This is a genomic window from Pseudoalteromonas sp. DSM 26666 (assembly GCF_900116475.1).
Taxonomy (GTDB): domain Bacteria; phylum Pseudomonadota; class Gammaproteobacteria; order Enterobacterales; family Alteromonadaceae; genus Pseudoalteromonas; species Pseudoalteromonas tetraodonis.
On sequence record NZ_FPAR01000001.1, the window covers coordinates 351,774 to 372,078 of the forward strand.

General features: G+C 40.1%; 18 protein-coding genes. 10 read left to right on the forward strand and 8 right to left on the reverse strand.

Features of this window, described 5'->3' with window-relative positions; translation table 11 throughout:
- The first annotated feature begins 3 nt into the window (after positions 1 to 3).
- The 3 genes from odhB to sucD all read left to right on the forward strand — a co-directional run bounded on the left by odhB (position 4) and on the right by sucD (position 3,736).
- Positions 4 to 1,521: a 2-oxoglutarate dehydrogenase complex dihydrolipoyllysine-residue succinyltransferase gene (gene odhB, locus BM380_RS01580; protein ID WP_090492513.1), complete on the forward strand. Its 1,518-nt coding sequence runs from the start codon at positions 4 to 6 to the stop codon at positions 1,519 to 1,521.
- Positions 1,522 to 1,697: 176 nt separating this feature from the next.
- Positions 1,698 to 2,864, forward strand: a complete 1,167-nt coding sequence (gene sucC, locus BM380_RS01585; RefSeq protein ID WP_008464053.1) for an ADP-forming succinate--CoA ligase subunit beta — start codon at positions 1,698 to 1,700, stop codon at positions 2,862 to 2,864.
- Positions 2,864 to 3,736, forward strand: a complete 873-nt coding sequence (gene sucD, locus BM380_RS01590) for a succinate--CoA ligase subunit alpha (RefSeq protein ID WP_024603036.1) — start codon at positions 2,864 to 2,866, stop codon at positions 3,734 to 3,736. Before sucC ends, sucD begins: the two co-directional genes overlap by 1 nt.
- A 78-nt stretch (positions 3,737 to 3,814) precedes the next feature.
- Here sucD and BM380_RS01595 read toward each other — a convergent pair whose 3' ends face one another.
- A complete protein-coding gene (locus BM380_RS01595; RefSeq protein WP_024603035.1) occupies positions 3,815 to 4,885 on the reverse strand; it encodes a DUF3083 family protein in 1,071 nt (356 codons plus the stop codon).
- Positions 4,886 to 5,099: 214 nt separating this feature from the next.
- Here BM380_RS01595 and glnS point away from each other — a divergent pair, with 214 nt between their 5' ends.
- Positions 5,100 to 6,764 (forward strand): glutamine--tRNA ligase, encoded by a 1,665-nt coding sequence (gene glnS, locus BM380_RS01600; RefSeq protein WP_013465005.1) that lies wholly within the window; start codon positions 5,100 to 5,102, stop codon positions 6,762 to 6,764.
- A 72-nt stretch (positions 6,765 to 6,836) separates the two neighbouring features.
- Here the strand turns inward: glnS and fur are convergent, their stop codons facing one another.
- From fur to BM380_RS01625, 5 genes are all read right to left on the reverse strand, one after another.
- Positions 6,837 to 7,280: a ferric iron uptake transcriptional regulator gene (gene fur / locus BM380_RS01605; RefSeq protein WP_013465004.1), complete on the reverse strand. Its 444-nt coding sequence runs from the start codon at positions 7,278 to 7,280 to the stop codon at positions 6,837 to 6,839.
- Positions 7,281 to 7,463: 183 nt separating this feature from the next.
- Positions 7,464 to 7,991 carry a flavodoxin FldA gene (gene fldA, locus BM380_RS01610; RefSeq protein ID WP_008113772.1) on the reverse strand — a complete coding sequence of 176 codons (528 nt, stop codon included), beginning with the start codon at positions 7,989 to 7,991 and terminating at the stop codon, positions 7,464 to 7,466.
- A 13-nt stretch (positions 7,992 to 8,004) separates the two neighbouring features.
- On the reverse strand, positions 8,005 to 8,283 hold the full coding sequence (gene ybfE, locus BM380_RS01615; protein WP_008113775.1) for a LexA regulated protein: 279 nt from the start codon (positions 8,281 to 8,283) through the stop codon (positions 8,005 to 8,007).
- A 2-nt stretch (positions 8,284 to 8,285) separates the two neighbouring features.
- On the reverse strand, positions 8,286 to 8,507 hold the full coding sequence (locus BM380_RS01620) for a DUF2788 domain-containing protein (protein ID WP_008113777.1): 222 nt from the start codon (positions 8,505 to 8,507) through the stop codon (positions 8,286 to 8,288).
- 95 nt (positions 8,508 to 8,602) lie between these two features.
- The gene (locus tag BM380_RS01625) at positions 8,603 to 9,370 is read right to left on the reverse strand and encodes an alpha/beta fold hydrolase (RefSeq protein WP_090492515.1); all 768 of its coding nucleotides are present in this window, start codon (positions 9,368 to 9,370) and stop codon (positions 8,603 to 8,605) included.
- A gap of 489 nt (positions 9,371 to 9,859) precedes the next feature.
- On the opposite strand from BM380_RS01625, the gene seqA reads away from it, so the two are divergent.
- The 6 genes from seqA to BM380_RS01655 all read left to right on the forward strand — a co-directional run bounded on the left by seqA (position 9,860) and on the right by BM380_RS01655 (position 17,239).
- A complete protein-coding gene (seqA, locus tag BM380_RS01630; RefSeq protein ID WP_090492518.1) occupies positions 9,860 to 10,444 on the forward strand; it encodes a replication initiation negative regulator SeqA in 585 nt (194 codons plus the stop codon).
- A gap of 9 nt (positions 10,445 to 10,453) precedes the next feature.
- Entirely contained in the window at positions 10,454 to 12,091 is a 1,638-nt protein-coding gene (pgm, locus tag BM380_RS01635; RefSeq protein ID WP_090492519.1) for a phosphoglucomutase (alpha-D-glucose-1,6-bisphosphate-dependent), read from the forward strand.
- An 82-nt stretch (positions 12,092 to 12,173) separates the two neighbouring features.
- Complete coding sequence (astE, locus tag BM380_RS01640) at positions 12,174 to 13,226, forward strand: succinylglutamate desuccinylase (RefSeq protein ID WP_090493038.1); 1,053 nt, start codon at positions 12,174 to 12,176, stop codon at positions 13,224 to 13,226.
- A gap of 265 nt (positions 13,227 to 13,491) precedes the next feature.
- Positions 13,492 to 14,706, forward strand: a complete 1,215-nt coding sequence (locus BM380_RS01645) for a thiamine pyrophosphate-dependent dehydrogenase E1 component subunit alpha (protein WP_090492521.1) — start codon at positions 13,492 to 13,494, stop codon at positions 14,704 to 14,706.
- A complete protein-coding gene (locus BM380_RS01650; protein ID WP_090492523.1) occupies positions 14,706 to 15,683 on the forward strand; it encodes an alpha-ketoacid dehydrogenase subunit beta in 978 nt (325 codons plus the stop codon). The genes BM380_RS01645 and BM380_RS01650 overlap by 1 nt, the downstream gene beginning before the upstream one ends.
- 8 nt (positions 15,684 to 15,691) lie before the next feature.
- Positions 15,692 to 17,239, forward strand: coding sequence for a dihydrolipoyllysine-residue acetyltransferase (locus BM380_RS01655; protein ID WP_090492525.1), 1,548 nt, complete (start codon positions 15,692 to 15,694; stop codon positions 17,237 to 17,239).
- 80 nt (positions 17,240 to 17,319) lie between these two features.
- On the opposite strand, the gene BM380_RS01660 is transcribed toward BM380_RS01655, so the two are convergent.
- Both BM380_RS01660 and BM380_RS01665 read right to left on the reverse strand, forming a co-directional pair.
- Positions 17,320 to 18,489: a putative manganese transporter gene (locus BM380_RS01660; RefSeq protein WP_090492527.1), complete on the reverse strand. Its 1,170-nt coding sequence runs from the start codon at positions 18,487 to 18,489 to the stop codon at positions 17,320 to 17,322.
- A gap of 85 nt (positions 18,490 to 18,574) precedes the next feature.
- On the reverse strand, positions 18,575 to 20,203 hold the full coding sequence (locus BM380_RS01665; RefSeq protein ID WP_024603030.1) for a M28 family metallopeptidase: 1,629 nt from the start codon (positions 20,201 to 20,203) through the stop codon (positions 18,575 to 18,577).
- Positions 20,204 to 20,305 lie beyond the last annotated feature (102 nt).

Sequence of the window (20,305 nt, forward strand, 5' to 3'; positions counted from 1 at the left end):
GCAATGAGCACAGAAATTAAAGTTCCTGTTCTTCCTGAGTCGGTTGCAGATGCTTCCGTTGCTACATGGCATGTAAGTGTTGGCGACAAAGTAAGCCGTGACCAAAACTTAGTAGATATTGAAACAGACAAAGTGGTTTTAGAAGTGGTTGCACAAAATGACGGTGTAATCACTGAAATTTCACAAGAAGAAGGTGCTACGGTTCTTGGTGACCAAGTGATCGGTTTAATTGGTGATGCGCAAGAAGCATCACCAAGTAAAGAGCCAAAAGAAGATAGTTCAGCATCAGAAAAATCAGAAGACGCGCCGGCGGCGCAATCAGCACCAGCATCAGAAGGTAAAGAAGTGGATATTAAAGTACCTGTACTTCCAGAATCAGTTGCAGATGCAACAATTGCTACTTGGCATGTTCAACCAGGTGACGCGGTAACACGCGACCAAAACTTGGTTGATATTGAAACAGATAAAGTTGTACTTGAAGTGGTTGCCCAAGAAGACGGCGTTATGGGTGAAATCATTCATGACGAAGGCGACACTGTTCTTGGTGAGCAAGTAATTGGTAAAGTAAAAGCAGGCGCTGCACCCGCTAAATCTGACGCTAAAGCGGACGCACCAGCAGCCAAAGAAGAAAGCTCAAGCGAGGGTTCAGATGTGTTAACGCCATCTGTTCGTCGTTTAATTGCTGAGAAAGGCCTTGATGCATCAAAAATCAAAGGTTCAGGTAAAAATGGTCGTGTGACTAAAGAAGATGTTGATCAATTCTTAAAATCACCTGCTCCAGCAGCAAAAGCTGAAGCAGCGCCAGCAGTACCTATGGGTGACCGCACACAAAAACGTGTGCCTATGACACGTTTACGTAAAACCATTGCGAATCGTCTTCTTGAAGCGAAAAACTCAACTGCAATGTTAACTACATTTAACGAAGTTAACATGAAGCCAATCATGGATCTTCGTAAGCAGTACCAAGAAGTATTTGAAAAGCGCCACGGTATCCGTTTAGGTTTCATGTCTTTCTACGTGAAAGCAGTGACTGAAGCGTTAAAGCGTTTCCCAGATGTAAATGCATCAATTGATGGCGATGATATTGTTTACCACAACTATTTCGACATCAGCATTGCTGTTTCTACACCTCGTGGCTTAGTAACACCTGTTCTTAAAGACTGTGACAAGCTATCTGTTGCAGAAATCGAAAAGGGGATTCGTGAGCTAGCGCTTAAAGGTCGTGATGGTAAGTTAACGCTTGACGATATGACCGGCGGTAACTTCACTATCACCAACGGTGGTGTATTCGGTTCGTTACTATCTACTCCAATTATTAACTTACCGCAGTCTTCAATTTTGGGTATGCACAAAATCCAAGATCGTCCAATGGCTGTAAACGGTAAAGTTGAAATCTTACCTATGATGTATTTAGCGTTATCTTACGATCACCGCCAAATCGATGGTAAAGAATCAGTTGGTTTCTTAGTAACAATTAAAGAGTTACTTGAAGATCCAACACGTTTACTGCTGGATGTTTAATTAAGTAGTATGAAATATAAGCTGTGAGTTAAAATCACAGCTTTTTTTTTGTGCCTATGGTCATACTGGGGTTTTCATGTAGCGCCATGAGATCTATACTAGGCACGCAATTTGGGATAGTTGTTTATTTGCATAAATATTCAACTCTTTTAATATAAAAAATTGGATAAAGCATCATGAATTTGCATGAGTATCAGGCAAAACAACTTTTTGCCGAATATGGTTTACCAGTTTCTCAAGGTTTCGCTTGCGATACACCTGAAGAAGCTGCAGCAGCTGCTGAAAAGATTGGCGGCGATATGTGGGTTGTTAAAACTCAGGTTCACGCAGGTGGACGTGGTAAAGCTGGCGGTGTAAAGCTAGTTAAAACTATCGACGAAGTTAAAGCGTTTGCAGCTAACTGGTTAGGTAAAAACCTAGTTACTTACCAAACAGACGAGAAAGGCCAGCCAGTTGCTAAAATTTTAGTAGAAAGCTGTACTGACATCGCTAACGAACTGTACCTAGGTGCTGTTGTTGACCGTGCTTCTCGTAAAGTTGTGTTCATGGCGTCTACTGAAGGCGGCGTTGAAATTGAAACTGTTGCTGAAGAAACACCAGAACTTATCCACAAAGCTGAGATCGATCCATTAGTAGGTCCTCAAGCTTACCAAGCACGTGAGCTTGGTTTTAAATTGGGTCTTAACCCAACGCAAATGAAACAGTTTGTTAAGATCTTCATGGGTCTTGGTAATATGTTCAACGATTTCGATTTCGCATTACTTGAAATCAACCCGCTAGTAATCACAGATGAAGGTAACCTTCACTGTCTAGATGGTAAAATCGGTATCGATGGTAATGCACTTTACCGTCAACCTAAAATCCGTGAAATGCACGATCCATCTCAAGAAGATGCACGTGAAGCTCACGCAGCAAGCTTCGAGCTTAACTACGTAGCCCTAGATGGTAACGTAGGTTGTATGGTTAACGGTGCAGGCCTAGCAATGGGTACTATGGACATCGTAAACCTACACGGTGGCAAGCCAGCTAACTTCCTAGATGTTGGCGGCGGCGCAACGAAAGAACGTGTATCTGAAGCATTCAAAATTATCCTTTCAGATGACAACGTTAAAGCTGTTTTAGTTAACATCTTCGGCGGTATCGTTCGTTGTGACATGATTGCTGAAGGCATCATTGGCGCAGTTAAAGAAGTAGGTGTAACAGTACCAGTAGTTGTACGTTTAGAAGGTACTAATGCTGAACTAGGTCGTGAAGTACTTGCTAAGTCTGATCTAAACATCATCGCTGCTGAATCATTAACAGACGCGGCTGAAAAAGTTGTTGCTGCTGCGGAGGGCAAATAATGTCTGTATTAATCAATAAAGATACAAAAGTTATCTGTCAAGGTTTCACTGGTGGTCAAGGTACTTTCCACTCAGAGCAAGCGCTTGAGTACGGTACACAAATGGTTGGTGGTGTAAGCCCAGGTAAAGGCGGTCAAACGCACCTTGGTCTTCCAGTATTTAACACAGTACGTGACGCTGTAGAAGCAACTGGCGCAACTGCATCAGTTATCTACGTACCAGCACCTTTTTGTAAAGATGCAATCTTAGAAGCAATCGATGCGGGCATCGAGCTAATTGTTTGTATCACTGAAGGTATTCCTACACTTGATATGGTTGACGTTAAAGTTAAACTAGATCAAACAGGTACACGTATGATCGGTCCTAACTGTCCAGGTGTTATCACTCCTGGTGAGACTAAGATTGGTATCATGCCTGGTCACATCCACAAGCCTGGTAAAGTAGGTATTGTTTCTCGTTCTGGTACTTTAACGTACGAAGCGGTTAAGCAAACTACAGATGCTGGTTTTGGTCAGTCTACGTGTGTTGGTATTGGTGGCGACCCAATCCCAGGTACTAACTTTATCGACGTTTTAGAAATGTTCGAAAAAGACGACCAAACTGAAGCAATCGTAATGATTGGTGAAATTGGTGGTACTGCTGAAGAAGAAGCTGCAGAGTACATCAAAGCTAACGTAACTAAACCTGTTGTTTCTTACATTGCTGGTGTTACTGCACCAGAAGGTAAGCGTATGGGTCACGCTGGCGCAATCATCGCAGGCGGTAAAGGTACTGCTGATGAGAAATTTGCTGCATTAGAAGCTGCGGGCGTAAAAACTGTACGTTCACTGGCTGATATCGGTAAAGCACTTAAAGAAAAAACAGGCTGGTAATCAGCGTTTATTCTTTAAAAAAGGCTCGCAATTGCGAGCCTTTTTGTTATCTATGACTAGAGCGTATTACCCTTAATCTTAAAACGGGTAACTAATATGTTGAAAAAATCGCAGAGATAAATCTTGGCGCTGCTTATTAATAGCTAATTCATCACAGAATGCATGAACGGTTTTCTCTACTTGGTTCATAAAGCGACCATAGCCAATCTCATGTTTGTTATGTGCGGCGGCAACAATCACAAAATGTAGCGTCTCTACGAGTTTATTTTCATCAAAAAATACTTTTATTTGCGGCGCTGAATCTTCTATATCAAAACTAATTTTTTGTAACTCACCATTTCCCTCATTTCTATCTACTTCACTATTACGAATTATTGGCATTGCCCCATTGGCAACCATCGCTGCATGGGTGAGTTTATTATCTTCACAAAGTTGAGTAAATAACTGCAAAAAGTGGTTATAAAACGGTTTATAAGTATGGCTATTAATTTGTGTTTGAAATTGCGTTTTAATATTACGTGACACGGGAATAGAGAAGGTGACGTAAGTCATTTCAGCATGGCTACTAGGTATTGCGCATTGTCTGGATTGATAACGAGGGTATAAACTTCTTAGTTTATATCCATAGCTTTCTTTATTACCTTTTTCTTTAGCGAATAAATCATAGGTTAAATGTTGATGATCGCGCAGTTTAAAGCTTGGCTGGTCTAAAAATAACTGATCTTGTAAATGACTCAATACTTTTTGTACATTTGTATGAAACTGCGCTGAGTGGGCACGTATATCTTCACCAGTAGCTAAAAACAATAGGCGTATTTTTTTACTTTGCTGATTTTCTGTGTGATGAAGTTTATGCGCTTCATGGTAACGAGGGTTATAAAAAAACAACATTTGCTTATCGGTTTCAAGTTGGTAAGACTCATCATGAAATCTCACCACTGGGAGTTTATCATTTGCGAGTAAATGGACATTATGCAGTTCATATTCATCACATGATGCAAATAACTGACGCGCAATTCGTTCATAGCAAGCATTAATATTACTGAAGTTTTTATAAAAATCTTCATTAGGTGTAATTTCGGCTAATAAGTAATGATTTGCACGTGCATTACTTGGAATATATATGCGGTGTTGATTTAATGAGGCCATCTTCGTTCCTTTAAGTTGGGGTTATTCGTTTACTATAAATCGCTTTAATGACTTTAATATTGCGCTAAAACAAATTTTGCTCATAAACTATCCCTTATCTAACAAACTTTGGTAATAACTGCATAAACCCGCATCTATTACTGTATGTTAAGGTTGGTTTTTGTAATAATGCAGTAGTTTTGTTATCACGCAATATACAGAGGTTTATAATCCTATGGCGGAAATCGAGAATCGCCCAAATAACTTTATTAGAACCCGAATTGATGAAGATTTAGCAAGTGGAAAACATGCCACAACGCATACCCGTTTTCCACCTGAACCTAATGGCTTTTTACATATTGGCCATGCAAAATCAATTTGCCTAAATTTTGGTATCGCCAAAGACTATAACGGTTTATGTAACCTTCGTTTTGACGATACAAACCCAGAAAAAGAAGATATTAACTACGTTAATTCTATTAAAGAAGACGTACAGTGGTTAGGGTTTAATTGGGATGGTGAGATTAAGTATTCGTCAAACTATTTTGATCTACTTTATGGTTATGCGGTAGAGCTTATTAATAAAGGCTTAGCGTATGTTTGTTTCTTAACTGCAGATCAAGCTCGCGAATACCGTGGTACATTAAAAGAGCCTGGTAAAAACAGCCCATACCGCGAAACATCACCTGAAGAAAACCTCGCATTATTTGAAAAAATGCGTAACGGTGAATTTAAAGAAGGTGAATGTGTCCTTCGCGCTAAAATAGATATGGCCAGCTCATTTATGGTGCTGCGCGATCCAATTATATACCGTATACGTTTTGCTAATCATCATCAAACAGCGGATAAGTGGTGCATTTACCCAATGTACGACTTCACGCATTGTATTTCTGATGCACTTGAAGGCATTACTCATTCATTATGTACGCTAGAGTTCCAAGATAACCGTCGTTTATATGACTGGGTATTGGATAACATCAGCCTTGAATGTCACCCGCAACAAATTGAGTTTTCACGTTTAAACCTTGAATACACAATTATGTCAAAGCGTAAGCTTAATGACTTAGTGGTTAATAAGCACGTAGAAGGGTGGGATGATCCGCGTATGCCAACCATTGCGGGTCTGCGTCGTCGTGGTTATACACCGGCATCTGTGCGTGAATTCTGTCAGCGTATCGGTATTACTAAGCAAGAAAATATGGTTGAAATGGGTATGCTTGAAGCGTGTATCCGTGATGACTTAAACGAAAATGCACCGCGTGCAATGGCCGTGCTTGATCCGGTTAAAATTGTGATTGAGAATTATGAAGCCGATAAAGTAGAAACGCTTTCTGTGGCTAATCACCCAAATAAAGAAGAAATGGGTCGCCGTGAAGTGCCTTTCACGCGTGAAATTTTTATTGAACGTGAAGATTTCCGTGAAGAAGCGAACAATAAGTTTAAACGTTTAGTGCTTGATAAAGAAGTACGCTTGCGTGGCGCTTATGTAATTAAAGCAGAGCGTGTTGAAAAAGACGACAATGGTGAAATTACAACTATTTACTGTACTTACGATCCTGAAACATTGGGTAAAAATCCAAGCGATGGTCGTAAAGTAAAAGGGGTTATTCATTGGGTATCTGCGCCTGAGTCAGTGACAGCTGAAGTACGTTTATATGACCGTTTATTCAGTGTGCCTAACCCTGCAGCCGCAGAGGACTTTGAAAGCACGTTAAACCCAGACTCATTAGTGGTTATTTCTAATGCTAAACTTGAACCTTCATTGGCTAATTCTGTACCTGCACAAGGTTTTCAGTTTGAGCGTACCGGTTATTTCTCACGTGATACTAAATCAGAAAACCTGGTATTTAACCAAACGGTAGGCTTACGTGATTCGTGGGCTAAAATAGAGCACAAATAATATTGCTCTATTTTTTAGTTATAAAAAAACCTGCTAAATCGCAGGTTTTTTTTTATTAAACTAAATAGGCTTTTAACTATTGCTTTGCGCAAACGCTTTACACGCGTCTTTATCTTCACATTCGCCATATAGGTAAAGAGAGTGATTGGTCAGCTTAATACCGTTTTCTTCAGCTATTTCGAGTTGACGACGTTCAATTAAATCATCTTCAAACTCAACAACCTTGCCACATTTTAAACACACTAAGTGGTCATGGTGAGTGCTGCCAGAAAGTTCAAATACTGACTTACCGCCTTCAAAGTGGTGACGGCTTACAATTCCTGCATCATCAAATTGATTTAAAACACGGTAAACAGTCGCAAGACCAATTTCTTCGCCTAGATCTAATAAAACCTTGTAAACATCTTCAGCGCTTATGTGTTGGTTATCTGGAGATTGAAGAATCTCTAAAATTTTAATACGCGGTAAAGTTACCTTTAGCCCGGCTTTTTTAAGTTCCAAGTTATGATCAGTCATTAAATCTGTCTCAATTTTATTTAGTTATACTAGACATCTTGCAAGATGTACTCGTCACAATAACAGTTAGGATAACGTGCCTTAGCAGGAAGTGCAAAGAACAATTGATCTATATCAATATTAACGCGGAAAATGCTAACTGTTTGATAATATTTTAAACAGTTAGCATTTAAAAGGGGGGGATTAATCTGCTAACTCACTTAAGCACATTTCATCATATACCTGAGCACACCACTGCTTAACACGCTGCTCAGTCAATTCTGGCTGACGGTCTTCATCAATACCTAAACCAACAAAATGTTTGTCATCAGCCATGCCTTTTGATGCTTCAAAATCATAACTGTCTGTTGGCCAATGGCCAACAACAATAGCGCCACGTTCTGTTACGATATCGTTGATCATGCCCATAGCATCTAAGAAGTATTCTGCATAGTCTTCTTGGTCGCCACAGCCAAAAATAGCCACTAGTTTACCTTCAAAGCTTACTTCTTCAAGCTCAGGAAAGAAATCATCCCAATCACATTGCGCTTCACCATAATACCAAGTTGGAATACCGAATAAGATCAGATCAAACTCAGCAATCTCTTCTTTAGAGCTTTTTGCAATGTCATGCACAGCAACGAGCTTTTTACCCAATTCTTTTTGGATCATTTTTGCTACGTGTTCTGTGTTACCTGTGTCACTTCCGAAAAAAATGCCTACACTTGCCATGGATTTAAACCTTTTATCTATCAATAGCCAATCTTTCTTGTAAAATTGTTTCGATCAACGCACTGCGGCTAATATTTTGTGCATCTGCCATATCACTCAGTGCCTGATACAGCTGTGACGAAACTTTAAATTCAACACGCTTTAAACCACGTGCCTTATCTCTTTTTATTTGATTACGTTTATTAACCTTTAACTGCATATCCCGAGGAAGGGGATTAGTTTTAGGTCTACCTGGACGTTTCTCGTATTCAAATAAATCAAGCGTTGTTCTATCTGTTTCTGACTTGGCCATGCTTAACCTACACCCGCACCTTGCCAAAATACCTGAATAAGTCCTTTGGCAATAAAGCCAGAGCAACCTAAAAAGAGTACCAGCCACACAATATAACGACCAAATTTAGGCACATTGCCGCTTTTCAGTACGTCTTTAATTGCCAAGCCGATAAAAATAAAAATACCTGCTAAGCCAAAATACAACCCTAAGGTATCAAATTCGTTAATAAACTGACTGACCATCGACGTATAACCTTTAAATTAAACGGCGCGTACTATAGCACATAAATCTTTAATTATTTAGTGTGATAAATCAAAAACACGCCATAAAAATAACATTAAACTGCAGTTAAAAAATCATTGATTGCTTTGTTTACAGCCTGTGGTTTTTGGGCATGTAACCAATGACCCGCACCATGAATGATTTTTGCACTGACGTTTTTAAACAGCCCATTAATCGCTTCGCGATGCTCGGTTAAAATGTAGTCAGAGTCATTACCTTTAATAAACAGAGTTTCGCACAAACAAGAATTATTTGCATTAATGTTTGCTGTAATAGTTGAATATTTATCATCGAGCACAGGTAAATTAAAGCGCCAAACAAAGTGCCCATCATCATTTTTATATAAGCTTTTTAATAAAAACTGACGTACACCTATCTCCTCTATATACGGTTGCATTACTAAATCAGCTTGCTTTCTATCACTAATATCTGCATTTTTAACTGCATTTAAAGCCTCAAGTATTTGAGTATGGCGCGCAGGGTAGCTCACAGGCGCAATATCAAGAACCACTAGTTTATCGACTAAATCAGTATGGCTCAGTGCTATTTGCATCGCCACTTTGCCGCCCATAGAGTGCCCAACCAGATGCGCTTTTTGTATGTTTAATGCCGTCATTAATTCAACAACATCATTAGCCATTGCAGTATAATCCATTTCATCGCTGTGGGGCGAAAGGCCATGATTACGTAAATCAACGTTGGTTACACAAAAATGCTCGCTTAATGGCTTTGCAATTACATTAAGGTTTTCTAAAGAGCCAAACAGTCCATGGATCAAAATAACATTTGGACCTTGACCAATTTGTTTGTAATTTAATTGCATAGACGCCTCCTTCAATTTTGCGCATAGTTTGCCGAGCATTACCCTAAAAAGCAAAAAATACAGATATTATTTGTATGTTGGACTCAAAAATACCTAGCTTCCTGATTATTTAGTAATTATTAATTACAACTATGTTTAGGGTCGCGTGGGTTGTAACTCGCATTTCTAACTGGATTGGGTATATACCCAAACCATCACAAGATACAGAATTCAGCGTTTCACCGGGGCTTAATATCAAGGCGTTAGTTTGCAACAATGGTGATCCCTTTTAAAAATTAACAACGATGAGAGTAAGTTCCTGTGAAACGCCCAGAGGGTTGGTTTAAAAGCGATTTATACTGCGTTATTGGTTTTAGCAATAGAACGACTATTGTTTGCAATCAATGCCTTGCCTAAATCGCTTTTAATTCCAACTGAAACTCGCATCTTGAGGTGATTTGGGTATAATCATATCGAAAGAAAAATGTGACCCGTAATGACAGGAAGAACATGAAACAAATCGACATAGACGACGAGTTATATCAGTACATTGCAAGCAATACACAGAGTATTGGTGAGAGTGCATCCACTATTTTACGTCGTTTATTAAATCTCAACGGCGAAAAAATTAACACCACTAAACTAGACACTGATCATAAAAATGAAACCGTTAGTGTGTCTAATTCATCACTTGAACAACCTATAGCAGACGTTGAACAGCCAACCCAAGTGGTAAAACCGCCGGTAAATAAAAAAAATGCAAACGTATTTAATATTTTAAATAAAGAAGAATTGGCGATGCAAAAAGGCGTTGTAGGTCGTTTTTTATTTATTTTAAGTGCATTTTATCGAACGCATAAAACAGACTTCTCTGCGGTGCTAGATATTAAAGGTCGAGATCGTGTTTACTTCGCGACCAGTAAAGAAGACTTAGTGAATAGCGGTAGTAGTATGAACCCAAAAAATATCACTGACAGTGAATATTGGGTGATGACCAATTCTAATACCACGCGTAAAAAAATGATGCTGCATGAAGTTGCACTTAGTTTAGGCTATAGCAACGAGCAAGCTGAAAAAATTCGTGATTATCTTTAAGGAAAGACCATGGCAATTCATTCCGGCGCAGGTAAAACTGCACCACAATCGGCTTTAGTGAATGTACCAAAGTTAGTGTCTGCGTATTATTTAAATGAGCCTGACTTAGAGCAAAACCCCGAGCATTGTGTTGCATTTGGCACCTCAGGGCACCGAGGCTGTGCCTACGATGTAAAATTTAACGAATCGCACATATTATCAATCACCCAAGCTATTTGTGATTACAGAAAACAGAACGATATATTTGGTCCGTTATTTTTAGGTAAAGATACCCACGCACTGAGCGAGGCGGCCTTTAACTCAGCAATTGAAGTGTTGGTTGCTAATGAAGTCCAAGTGATCACCCAAGAAAATGGTGACTTTACTCCAACGCCAGTTATTAGCCATGCTATTGTTAGTTATAATAAAAATCATCCTAATGAGCTTGCCGATGGCATTGTAGTGACTCCATCTCATAATCCACCAGAAGATGGCGGTTTTAAATATAACCCGCCCAATGGCGGTCCTGCAGATACAGACGTTACAAAATGGATTGAAGACAGAGCCAATCAATTATTATTAGAAGACTTAGTTGAAGTAGAACTGTTTCCTTTTGCTAAAGCTTCACGTTCTGGTTTTATTCGCTACGAAGATTTAATGATGCCTTATATTGATGATTTAAAAAACATTATTAATTTAAAAGCGATTAGCGATGCAGGCATCAAGATTGGTATTGATCCATTAGGTGGCTCAGGCATTAACTTTTGGCCAGTGATTGCGCAAAAATATAATTTAGATTTAACGGTCGTTAATGACAGTGTTGATCCGCGTTTTGCATTTATGCCGCTTGATAAAGATGGCAAAATTCGTATGGATTGCTCATCACCTTATTCAATGGCTAATTTAATTGCCCTTAAAGATGATTTTGATTTATCGATTGGTAATGACCCTGATTATGACCGTCACGGCATAGTAACACCAGATGGGTTAATGAATCCTAATCACTTTTTAGCCGTAGCGATTGACTATTTACTAACGCATCGCGATTGGGATGCCAGTGTTGAAATCGGTAAAACGCTGGTTTCTAGCTCAATGATTGACAAAGTGACTGAGCGCAACAAGCGTAAAGTAAAAGAAGTACCCGTTGGCTTTAAATGGTTTGTTGAGGGTTTAAACAAAGGCAAATTGGCCTTTGGTGGTGAAGAAAGTGCTGGAGCGGCTTTCTTACGTTTTGATGGCACGGTTTGGTGTACAGATAAAGATGGCTTTATCATGGGCTTACTCGCCGCTGAAATTCTTGCAGTTACGGGTAAAACCCCGTCTGCGCTGTATAAAGAACTAGAGCAAGAGTTTGGTGCGCCACTTTATAAACGCCTAGATGCGCCAGCAACGCCTGAGCAAAAGTCGCGATTAAAAGCACTCAGTGCTGATGACGTAAAAGCAGATACCTTAGCGGGTGAGCCTATTTTACAAAAGCTAACTCATGCGCCAGGTAATAATGCAGCTATTGGTGGGCTAAAAGTGGTAACTGAAAGCGGCTGGTTTGCGGCGCGTCCGTCAGGTACGGAAGATATTTATAAAATTTACTTAGAATCATTTAAAGGCGAAGAGCACTTAGCCTTATTAGAAAAAGAAGCTAAAAAACTGGTTGATTCAGTGATTAGCTAATATGCAATTACAACTAAAAACGGCTGATTTTATCAGCCGTTTTTGTATCTATAATTTACAAAAAAAAAGGGCTTTTATCGTTATGTCAGCCACTGCAGAATATATTAATCAATTAAAACAAGATGGTGATTTTTTAACGCTTTCGCGAAACCATGAATGGCATTTAGAGGCAGGTCAATTTACGCTTAACAACCAGACTAAAGTAACCGTGCATGACACCGGTGTGATTGAGTTTGAGCCTGATTGTGTTACCTCAAAAAATGTGGTGCTATCCAGTGCCATTCATGGCAATGAAACAGCCCCCATTGAAATTTGCGATGAACTCATTAAACACATTATTAGTGGGCAACTTGAATTACAACAACGTGTTTTATTTATTTTTGGTAATCCTCAGTCAATTAATATTGGTAAACGATTTGTAGAAGAGAACTTAAACCGCTTGTTTAACGGCCACCACACTGTTGATGGTATAGCGATGAACGACGAACGCGTTCGCGCTGATAAACTTGAGCAATATGTTAGCGATTTTTACACCCGTTCAGAGCAGGGTACGTATCGCTGTCATTATGATTTACATACCGCTATTCGCGGTTCTAAAAACGAAAAATTTGCTGTTTACCCATTCTTACATGGCAAGCCTTGGAAAAAGTCGCAACTGCAATTCTTATTAAGCTGTGGTGTAAATACAGTATTGATGATGAAGTCGCCTGCTACCACGTTTAGCTACTATTCGTCGTTTGTGCATGGGGCTGACTCATTTACTGTAGAGCTTGGGCAAGTGAAACCCTTTGGTGAAAACGACATGTCACGCTTTGCAAAAACAAAACAAACTTTAACTGCATTAATTAGCCAAAAAGAAGTAAAATACCCAGAATTTAATGCAAGCGACTTTGAGTTGTTTTCTGTTCATCGTACTATTAACCGCACAGAGCAAAACTTTAGTTTTCCGTTTTCTGACGATGCCGAGAATTTTACAGGGTTTGCAAAGGGTGAGCTTTTAGCCACCGATGGCGACAATGCCATATATGCCGACGTAGAAGGGGAAGCAATTATTTTTCCTAACGCACAGGTTGCCATTGGGCAACGTGCATTACTTACAGTAGTCCCTATGCAAGTGGATAGCCGCTTTAGCTAAATCAACACGTCAGACCACTTGTTATTAAAGTTTAACCAACTGATTAATAAGTGGTTAATTATATGTATAGTTAACTTGCCAGTTTTTTGCTCATTATTTACTTTTCTTTGGTCACAGTTTTGTTGAATAACACTTTACGTTAACGTAAAGTGTTGGCAGCTTTAATTAAATACAGTGCAGATGTTGCAAAGTTTATTCAGCAACTATCACCCATAATAATAATCCAAAGGGGCGCTGTGATACCGACAACAAAAGAAGGTAGGTTATGAGTAATCCCAATAACGTATCGCTGAATATTAATCATGAGCTTGAGTTTATTGACGGCCACGCACTTAATATTCCAACCCTGAGTATTTTAACTGAGGACGGCGACATTCATCCTAGTGCTCCTGCACCTGATATTTCTAAACACACCGCTATTAAATTATACGAAACCATGCGTTTTATTCGTTTATTGGATGAACGTATGCAGGGTGCTCAACGCCAAGGGCGTGTTAGCTTTTACATGCAGTGTTTAGGGGAAGAAGCGGCGGTAACAGCCTCTGCTGCAGCCCTTGAACAAGATGACATGATCATGGCGCAATACCGTGAACAAGCAGCCTTACACTATCGTGGTTTTACCCTTGATCAATTTATGAACCAAATGTTTTCTAATGAATTAGATTTAGGTAAAGGCCGTCAAATGCCGATCCATTATGGTTCTAAAGCACTTAACTACATGACCATTTCATCACCTTTGGGAACACAAATTCCACAGGCTACGGGTTACGCATATGGTCAAAAAATAAAACACATTGATGCTAAAACAGGTGAACTAGCAAGTACTATTGATAACGTTACTATTTGTTATTTTGGTGAAGGGGCTGCTTCAGAAGGTGATTTTCATGCAGGCTTAAATATGGCTGCAGTACATAAAGCACCGGTTATCTTTTTTGCACGTAACAATGGTTATGCTATTTCAACCCCAGCCGATGAGCAATTTAAAGGCGATGGGATTGCATCGCGTGGTGTGGGTTATGGTATTAAAACCATTCGTGTTGATGGCAGTGATGCGCTCGCCGTTTACGCGGCAACTAAAAAAGCTCGCGAAATTGCTGCAACACAAGGTGAACCGGTATTAATTGAATCGATAGCGTATCGTTTAGGTGCGCATTCAACATCAGATGATCCAAGCGGTTACCGTTCAAAAGATGAAGAAGCAAACTATAAAACATGCCCAATTGAGCGCTTTAGAAAATGGTTAGTAAAACAAAATTGGTTAGATGACGCAGAAGATATCAAAGCGAAAGAAACAATTCGTGATGATATTTTAGCGGCACTAAAACGCGCTGAAGTAATTGATAAGCCGGCGTTAGAAGAGCTAATTTCAGATGTTTACGATACGCCAATTCCATCTTTACAACGTCAATATGATGAACTTAAAACGCATATAAAAGCACATCCAGACGCCTATCCAACAACAGCAGGGAGAATTAAGTAATGGCTAAAATGAACATGCTACATGCAATTAATTCTGCTTTAGATATCACCATGAATGAACATCCTCAAGCGTGTATTTTTGGTGAAGACGTGGGTTATTTTGGCGGTGTTTTTAGAGCAACATCAGGGTTACAAGAAAAGTACGGTAAGCATCGCGTATTCAATACCCCGCTCACAGAGCAAGGTATTTTAGGCTTTGCAAATGGTTTGGCAGCCTTTGGTGCCCCCGCGCTTGCTGAGATTCAATTTGCTGATTACATCTTTCCTGCGTTTGATCAAATTGTGAATGAATCGGCTAAGTTTCGCTACCGTAGCGGTAATGAATTCAACGTAGGTAATCTAACAATACGCACACCTTACGGCGGCGGGATTGCTGGTGGTTTGTATCACTCGCAATCGCCAGAAGCATATTTTGCTCATACGCCAGGGTTAAAAATTGTCGTGCCGCGTAACCCGTACCAAGCTAAAGGCTTACTGCGTGCGTGTATCAAAGACGATAACCCAGTGCTATTTTTTGAGCCCAAACGTTTATACCGCGCCTCAACCGGTGAAGTGCCAGAAGAAGATTACAGCATTGAACTTGGTAAAGCTGAAGTGGTTCAAGAGGGTACTGACGTTACTTTATTAGCGTGGGGTGCACAAATGGAAATTATAGAAGCAGCGGCAAAGCAAGCCAGTGAACAGGGCATTAGCTGTGAAGTGATTGACCTTCGCAGTATTTTACCATGGGATGTTGAAACGATTGCTAAATCAGTGACTAAAACAGGCCGTCTTATTGTTAGTCATGAAGCACCTATTACTAACGGTTTTGGCGCAGAAATAGCCGCAACCATCTCTCAAGAGTGTTTTCTGCATTTAGAGTCGCCTATTTTACGTGTTTGTGGTCTAGATACGCCATACCCGCTGGCGCTCGAAAAAGAATATGTTCCAGATGCATTAAAAGTAATGGCCGCAATTAAACAATCAGTGAACTTTTAGGGGTTTCCATGGCTAAAGATTTTATATTACCCGACATTGGTGAAGGCATAGTTGAATGCGAAGTAGTCGAATGGCTGGTACAAGAGGGCGACACTGTAAAAGAAGATCAGCCTATTTGTGATGTGATGACAGATAAAGCCTTAGTGCAAATTCCAGCGGTACACGATGGGGTGATCACTAAGCTGCATTGTAAAAAAGGCGATATTGCTAAAGTACATGCGCCGTTATTTGCAATGGATGTTGCCGGTGAAGCGCCTAGTGAAGAGACTCAAACAGCTTCTTCACCAACAAGTACTCGTGAACACTTAGAAGACTTTATTTTACCCGACATTGGTGAGGGTATTGTTGAGTGTGAAATTGTTGAATGGTTAGTGGTAGAGGGCGATGAAATAGAAGAAGATCAAGCCGTTTGTGATGTAATGACCGATAAAGCGCTAGTACAAATACCGGCTAAATACACCGGTACAGTGCAAAAGCTGTATTATCAAAAAGGTGAAATTGCAAAGGTGCATAGCCCATTATTTCAAATGACGGTTGCAGGGCAAGTCGCAAAAGAAGACGTTGATGTTAACCAAGCAGTTGTAAAAGCACAAAGTAACGCAACGTCAGACGCACCTGCTAAGCAAACGCAAAATGCAATAGTTAACAAAAAAGCGGTTGCATCACCGGCGGTTAGGCGTAAAGCGCGTGAGCTTGACGTTGATTTAACCTGCGTACCAGGTAGTGGTAAAAATGGCCGTATTTATAAACAAGATATTGAAGCGTTTATAAAAAATGAAGTGCCATCTGGCATGGATACCTCTGAGCTTAACAAGCCACAAACGACTCAGAGTAACGCAACTAGTTCGGGTGGAACGCGAACAGAAGCGATTAAAGGCATTAAAGCGGCCATGGCAAAACAAATGGTGGCGTCGGTTTCTACTATTCCACATTTTACCTACAGTGATGAAATTGACTTAACTGATTTAATTGCACTTCGAACTGATCTTAAAGAGCAATATAAAGCACTGGGCGTTAAGTTAACTATGATGCCGTTCTTTATTAAGGCGTTATCGTTGGCAATGACTGAATTCCCGGTACTCAACTCAAAAGTAAACGATGATTGCAGTGAAATTACCTACTACGATGATCACAATATCGGGGTTGCAGTGGACTCTAAAGTGGGCTTATTAGTACCAAATATTAAAGCCTGCCAAACTAAAAGTATTGTAGAGGTAGCTAATAATTTAACGCAATTAACTGACTCAGCTCGAGAAGGCCGCGTAGCGCCAGATGATTTAAAAGGCGGTACTATTAGTATTTCTAATATTGGTGCGATTGGTGGCACTATAGCTACGCCAATTATTAATAAGCCAGAAGTGGCGATTGTTGCCTTAGGTAAATTACAACACCTTCCGCGCTTTGACGAGCAAGGGCAAGTGGTATCGCGTGCAATTATGCAAGTAAGTTGGTCAGGGGATCACCGTGTAATTGATGGCGGCACTATCGCGCGCTTTAATAATTTATGGAAAGAATACCTAGAACAGCCAGCTAAAATGATGATGGCAATGCGCTAACTCTTTATATTCATTTATAAATTAAAAAACCAGCAACTAGCTGGTTTTTTTATAACTTAATAAATAAAAGCTAGACTGATTTAGCGCAGAAAATACAGGCCATAACCAACTAATAACGCGGGAATAGCGGTATATAGCGTGGCAATAATAGCCGCTTTGGGTGTCATGGCAATGGCTGGGAAAAGCGCATCGCCATCGTTGGAAATGGCATTGGCCGCTAATGCGCTAAACGGAATAACCCCTTGAATATATAAAGTGGTAACAATTATTTGCGGGCCACAGCCAGGTAAAAAACCAATTAAAACCGCTATGAGCGGGGCCATATAAGCATAATTTAAAAACCATGTTTTTAAGTCAAGGCCAAACACGGTAACCAGTAGTTCAAATAATATAAAGGAGGCAACCACCCACGCGGTTACAAAATGAGTATCTTGCAGTACTTTTGTGAGTTTTGAAGGTGGACTGCATATATCATCTTCTGAGGTTACTTCTTTATAGCTTTCACCTTTTGAAGATAACGCCCACATAAATACGACAAACAACGCCATTAATGCGCCAAAATGAGTAACAGTGAATGTGGTGTACTGCCCAAATTGGCTCAAATCAATATTAAAAGCGAGTAAAAAGGCAATGAGTAACCCCGGAATAATAGCGATGTACCAAATAGGCTTACTGAGCGTAATTATTTTCGTCGGTAAAAGGGTAACCTGTGGTGTGTGCTTTTGATCAGTTGGGCATAAGTAGCCTGTTTTATGAAGTGTGTTGACGATTAAACCCGTTACTGAGCCAACCACAAACCCTATTGCCATGATGGTTAAACCCTCGGTAGGGCGAGTCGCTAACAATAAAAACGCGGCATCACCCATAGTGGCCGTTAATACAGCAACAATTGCGCCAAAGCTAGCTTGGCCTTTTGTAAATTGAGTCACCACAATAATCGCGCCACCACAGCCTGGTAACATGCCTAAAAAAGCAGCAAAGCTGACCTCTAATACCGGTGACTTAGCATTTAGGTAACGAAGCTCTAGTTGGGGTAAATGATCAATCGCGTAGTAGTAAATAAATAAGGTTGCAGCAACAAACACACTGACTTGAAAAAAAGCATCACTCAGTGCAGTAATTGTTATGGCGCGTAAATCGGGCAGGGCTAAACAGACTAAAATTAACAGAGGTAAAATTAGGCGTTTATTTTGATGAAAAACACGTTTTGCAGCTGGCGAAATAACTCCTAAATGGGATGTTAAAAACATACAGTACGACCTAATTAAAGAATGAGATCGCACTGTACTATTTTATTAAATGATAATCAATATCATTTACGTGTTGTCGCAGTAGTTACTTTTTACGTTGAAACTCTGAGTTTTCATTCCACGTAGGCCACTGAGTTTGTTGTGAAATATCAAAACCTACTTTATAAAATAATTGTAAATCTTGAACCGCACCTGATAAATCCCACTCATCACGGTATCTATCACAAGGTTGATGGTAACAACCACGCAGTACTAAGCTCATACGCTTACGGTAGTTTGCGGTTTCATCGTCAAACGCTTGTGTACCGCCACCGGCATACATGGCAGGAACACCCATATTAGCAAAGGCAAAGTGATCTGAGCGGTAGTAACCACCTGAAGATGGTTTAGGGTCGCCCGATACTGTTCTGCCTTGCTCTTTGGCCGCAGTTGCTAATAGCTCATCCATTTGTGATTTACCAATACCCACCACACTAATATCTTTTACTTTACCTAATAGGTTTAAGCTGTCCATATTAATATTTGCAACGGTTTTATTAGCTGGAATAACTGGATTCGCAGCATAATATTTCGAGCCTAATAAACCTTGCTCTTCAGCGGTTACCGCTAAAAAGGTCATTGAACGGTCAGGGCGTTTACCAAGTTTGGTAAAGGCTTCGGCAACTTCTATCATACCGGCTGTACCTGTTGCGTTATCGTGTGCGCCGTTATAAATTTGATCGCCTTTACGGTTTTTATCCGTTCCTAAATGATCCCAATGCGCAGAGTAAATAATATGCTCATCGGGTGTTTTACTACCAGGAAGAGTGGCAATAAAGTTATAAGATACCGATTTTTTGATGGTGTTTTTTACATTTACAGTGGCTGTTAAATCGCCCATATCAACATGGTAAGCACCTTTGGCAGCGTTTGCTTTGGCGGTTTCAAAATCAAGGCCTGCTTTAGAAAAAAGCTCTTTTGCTACATCAACAGTAACCCAACCTTCAACAGCAACACGGTCCATATTATTGTTTTCTTTTACGAAACCAAATTGCTCGCCACTCCATGAGTTCTCAACCACAGACCAAGGGTAAGACGCTGGAGCAGTTTCATGAATAATAATAGCGCCTGCAGCGCCTTGACGGCTTGCTTCTTCGTATTTGTAAGTCCAACGCCCGTAATAGGTCATTGCATCGCCGGTGAATAAAGCAGGATCTTTAGTTGCAAAACCCGGATCGTTTACCAGCATAACAACGGTTTTACCTTTAACATCTAGGCCTTCGTAATCATTCCAGTTATATTCAGGTGCGTTAACACCGTAGCCCACAAATACAAGCTCCGAGTTTTCAATTCCTTCTTGCGCACTAATACGGCTACTACCCATAACCATGTCTTTTTTGTATTGGTAGTCTTTACCGCCAATATTAAGCACCATATCAGAGTCTGCTTCTAACGATACAAGCGGCACTTCTTGGAAAAAGCTGTCGCCATTACCCGGCTCAAAGCCTAAAGCAGTAAATTCTTTTGTTAAGTAATCAAGCGTAAGCTTTTCACCTTCAGATGAAGGAGCACGTCCACCAAATTCATCAGAAGCTAACACTTTTACATGCTTAGCAATTTCATCCGCTTGAATGCTGTTGTAGCCTTTAGCGACATCATCAGATGTAATACTTGTTGTTGCACAGCCGGCTAAAATTGCCGTTGTTATTAGGGTCAAAGAAAAATAACGTTTCATATTGGCTCTTTTTTTGTTCTAAGTGGCGTTAGTATATGAACTTCTGTTAATTAGAACCAGTTTTTGCGGTAAACTGTTGCTGATAAAAATGTACAGTAAAGG

Excerpts from the sequence above, each read along its gene's own strand:
- BM380_RS01595 (WP_024603035.1), bottom strand. The coding sequence starts at position 4,885 with ATGGCCTCATTAAATCAACACCGCATATATATTCCAAGTAATGCACGT.
- seqA (WP_090492518.1), top strand. The coding sequence starts at position 9,860 with ATGAAACAAATCGACATAGACGACGAGTTATATCAGTACATTGCAAGC.
- sucD (WP_024603036.1), top strand. The coding sequence starts at position 2,864 with ATGTCTGTATTAATCAATAAAGATACAAAAGTTATCTGTCAAGGTTTC.
- odhB (WP_090492513.1), top strand. The coding sequence starts at position 4 with ATGAGCACAGAAATTAAAGTTCCTGTTCTTCCTGAGTCGGTTGCAGAT.
- BM380_RS01660 (WP_090492527.1), bottom strand. The coding sequence starts at position 18,489 with ATGTTTTTAACATCCCATTTAGGAGTTATTTCGCCAGCTGCAAAACGT.
- BM380_RS01655 (WP_090492525.1), top strand. The coding sequence starts at position 15,692 with ATGGCTAAAGATTTTATATTACCCGACATTGGTGAAGGCATAGTTGAA.
- glnS (WP_013465005.1), top strand. The coding sequence starts at position 5,100 with ATGGCGGAAATCGAGAATCGCCCAAATAACTTTATTAGAACCCGAATT.
- ybfE (WP_008113775.1), bottom strand. The coding sequence starts at position 8,283 with ATGGCCAAGTCAGAAACAGATAGAACAACGCTTGATTTATTTGAATAC.
- BM380_RS01650 (WP_090492523.1), top strand. The coding sequence starts at position 14,706 with ATGGCTAAAATGAACATGCTACATGCAATTAATTCTGCTTTAGATATC.
- pgm (WP_090492519.1), top strand. The coding sequence starts at position 10,454 with ATGGCAATTCATTCCGGCGCAGGTAAAACTGCACCACAATCGGCTTTA.
- fur (WP_013465004.1), bottom strand. The coding sequence starts at position 7,280 with ATGACTGATCATAACTTGGAACTTAAAAAAGCCGGGCTAAAGGTAACT.
- BM380_RS01665 (WP_024603030.1), bottom strand. The coding sequence starts at position 20,203 with ATGAAACGTTATTTTTCTTTGACCCTAATAACAACGGCAATTTTAGCC.
- BM380_RS01645 (WP_090492521.1), top strand. The coding sequence starts at position 13,492 with ATGAGTAATCCCAATAACGTATCGCTGAATATTAATCATGAGCTTGAG.
- astE (WP_090493038.1), top strand. The coding sequence starts at position 12,174 with ATGTCAGCCACTGCAGAATATATTAATCAATTAAAACAAGATGGTGAT.
- fldA (WP_008113772.1), bottom strand. The coding sequence starts at position 7,991 with ATGGCAAGTGTAGGCATTTTTTTCGGAAGTGACACAGGTAACACAGAA.
- BM380_RS01625 (WP_090492515.1), bottom strand. The coding sequence starts at position 9,370 with ATGCAATTAAATTACAAACAAATTGGTCAAGGTCCAAATGTTATTTTG.
- BM380_RS01620 (WP_008113777.1), bottom strand. The coding sequence starts at position 8,507 with ATGGTCAGTCAGTTTATTAACGAATTTGATACCTTAGGGTTGTATTTT.
- sucC (WP_008464053.1), top strand. The coding sequence starts at position 1,698 with ATGAATTTGCATGAGTATCAGGCAAAACAACTTTTTGCCGAATATGGT.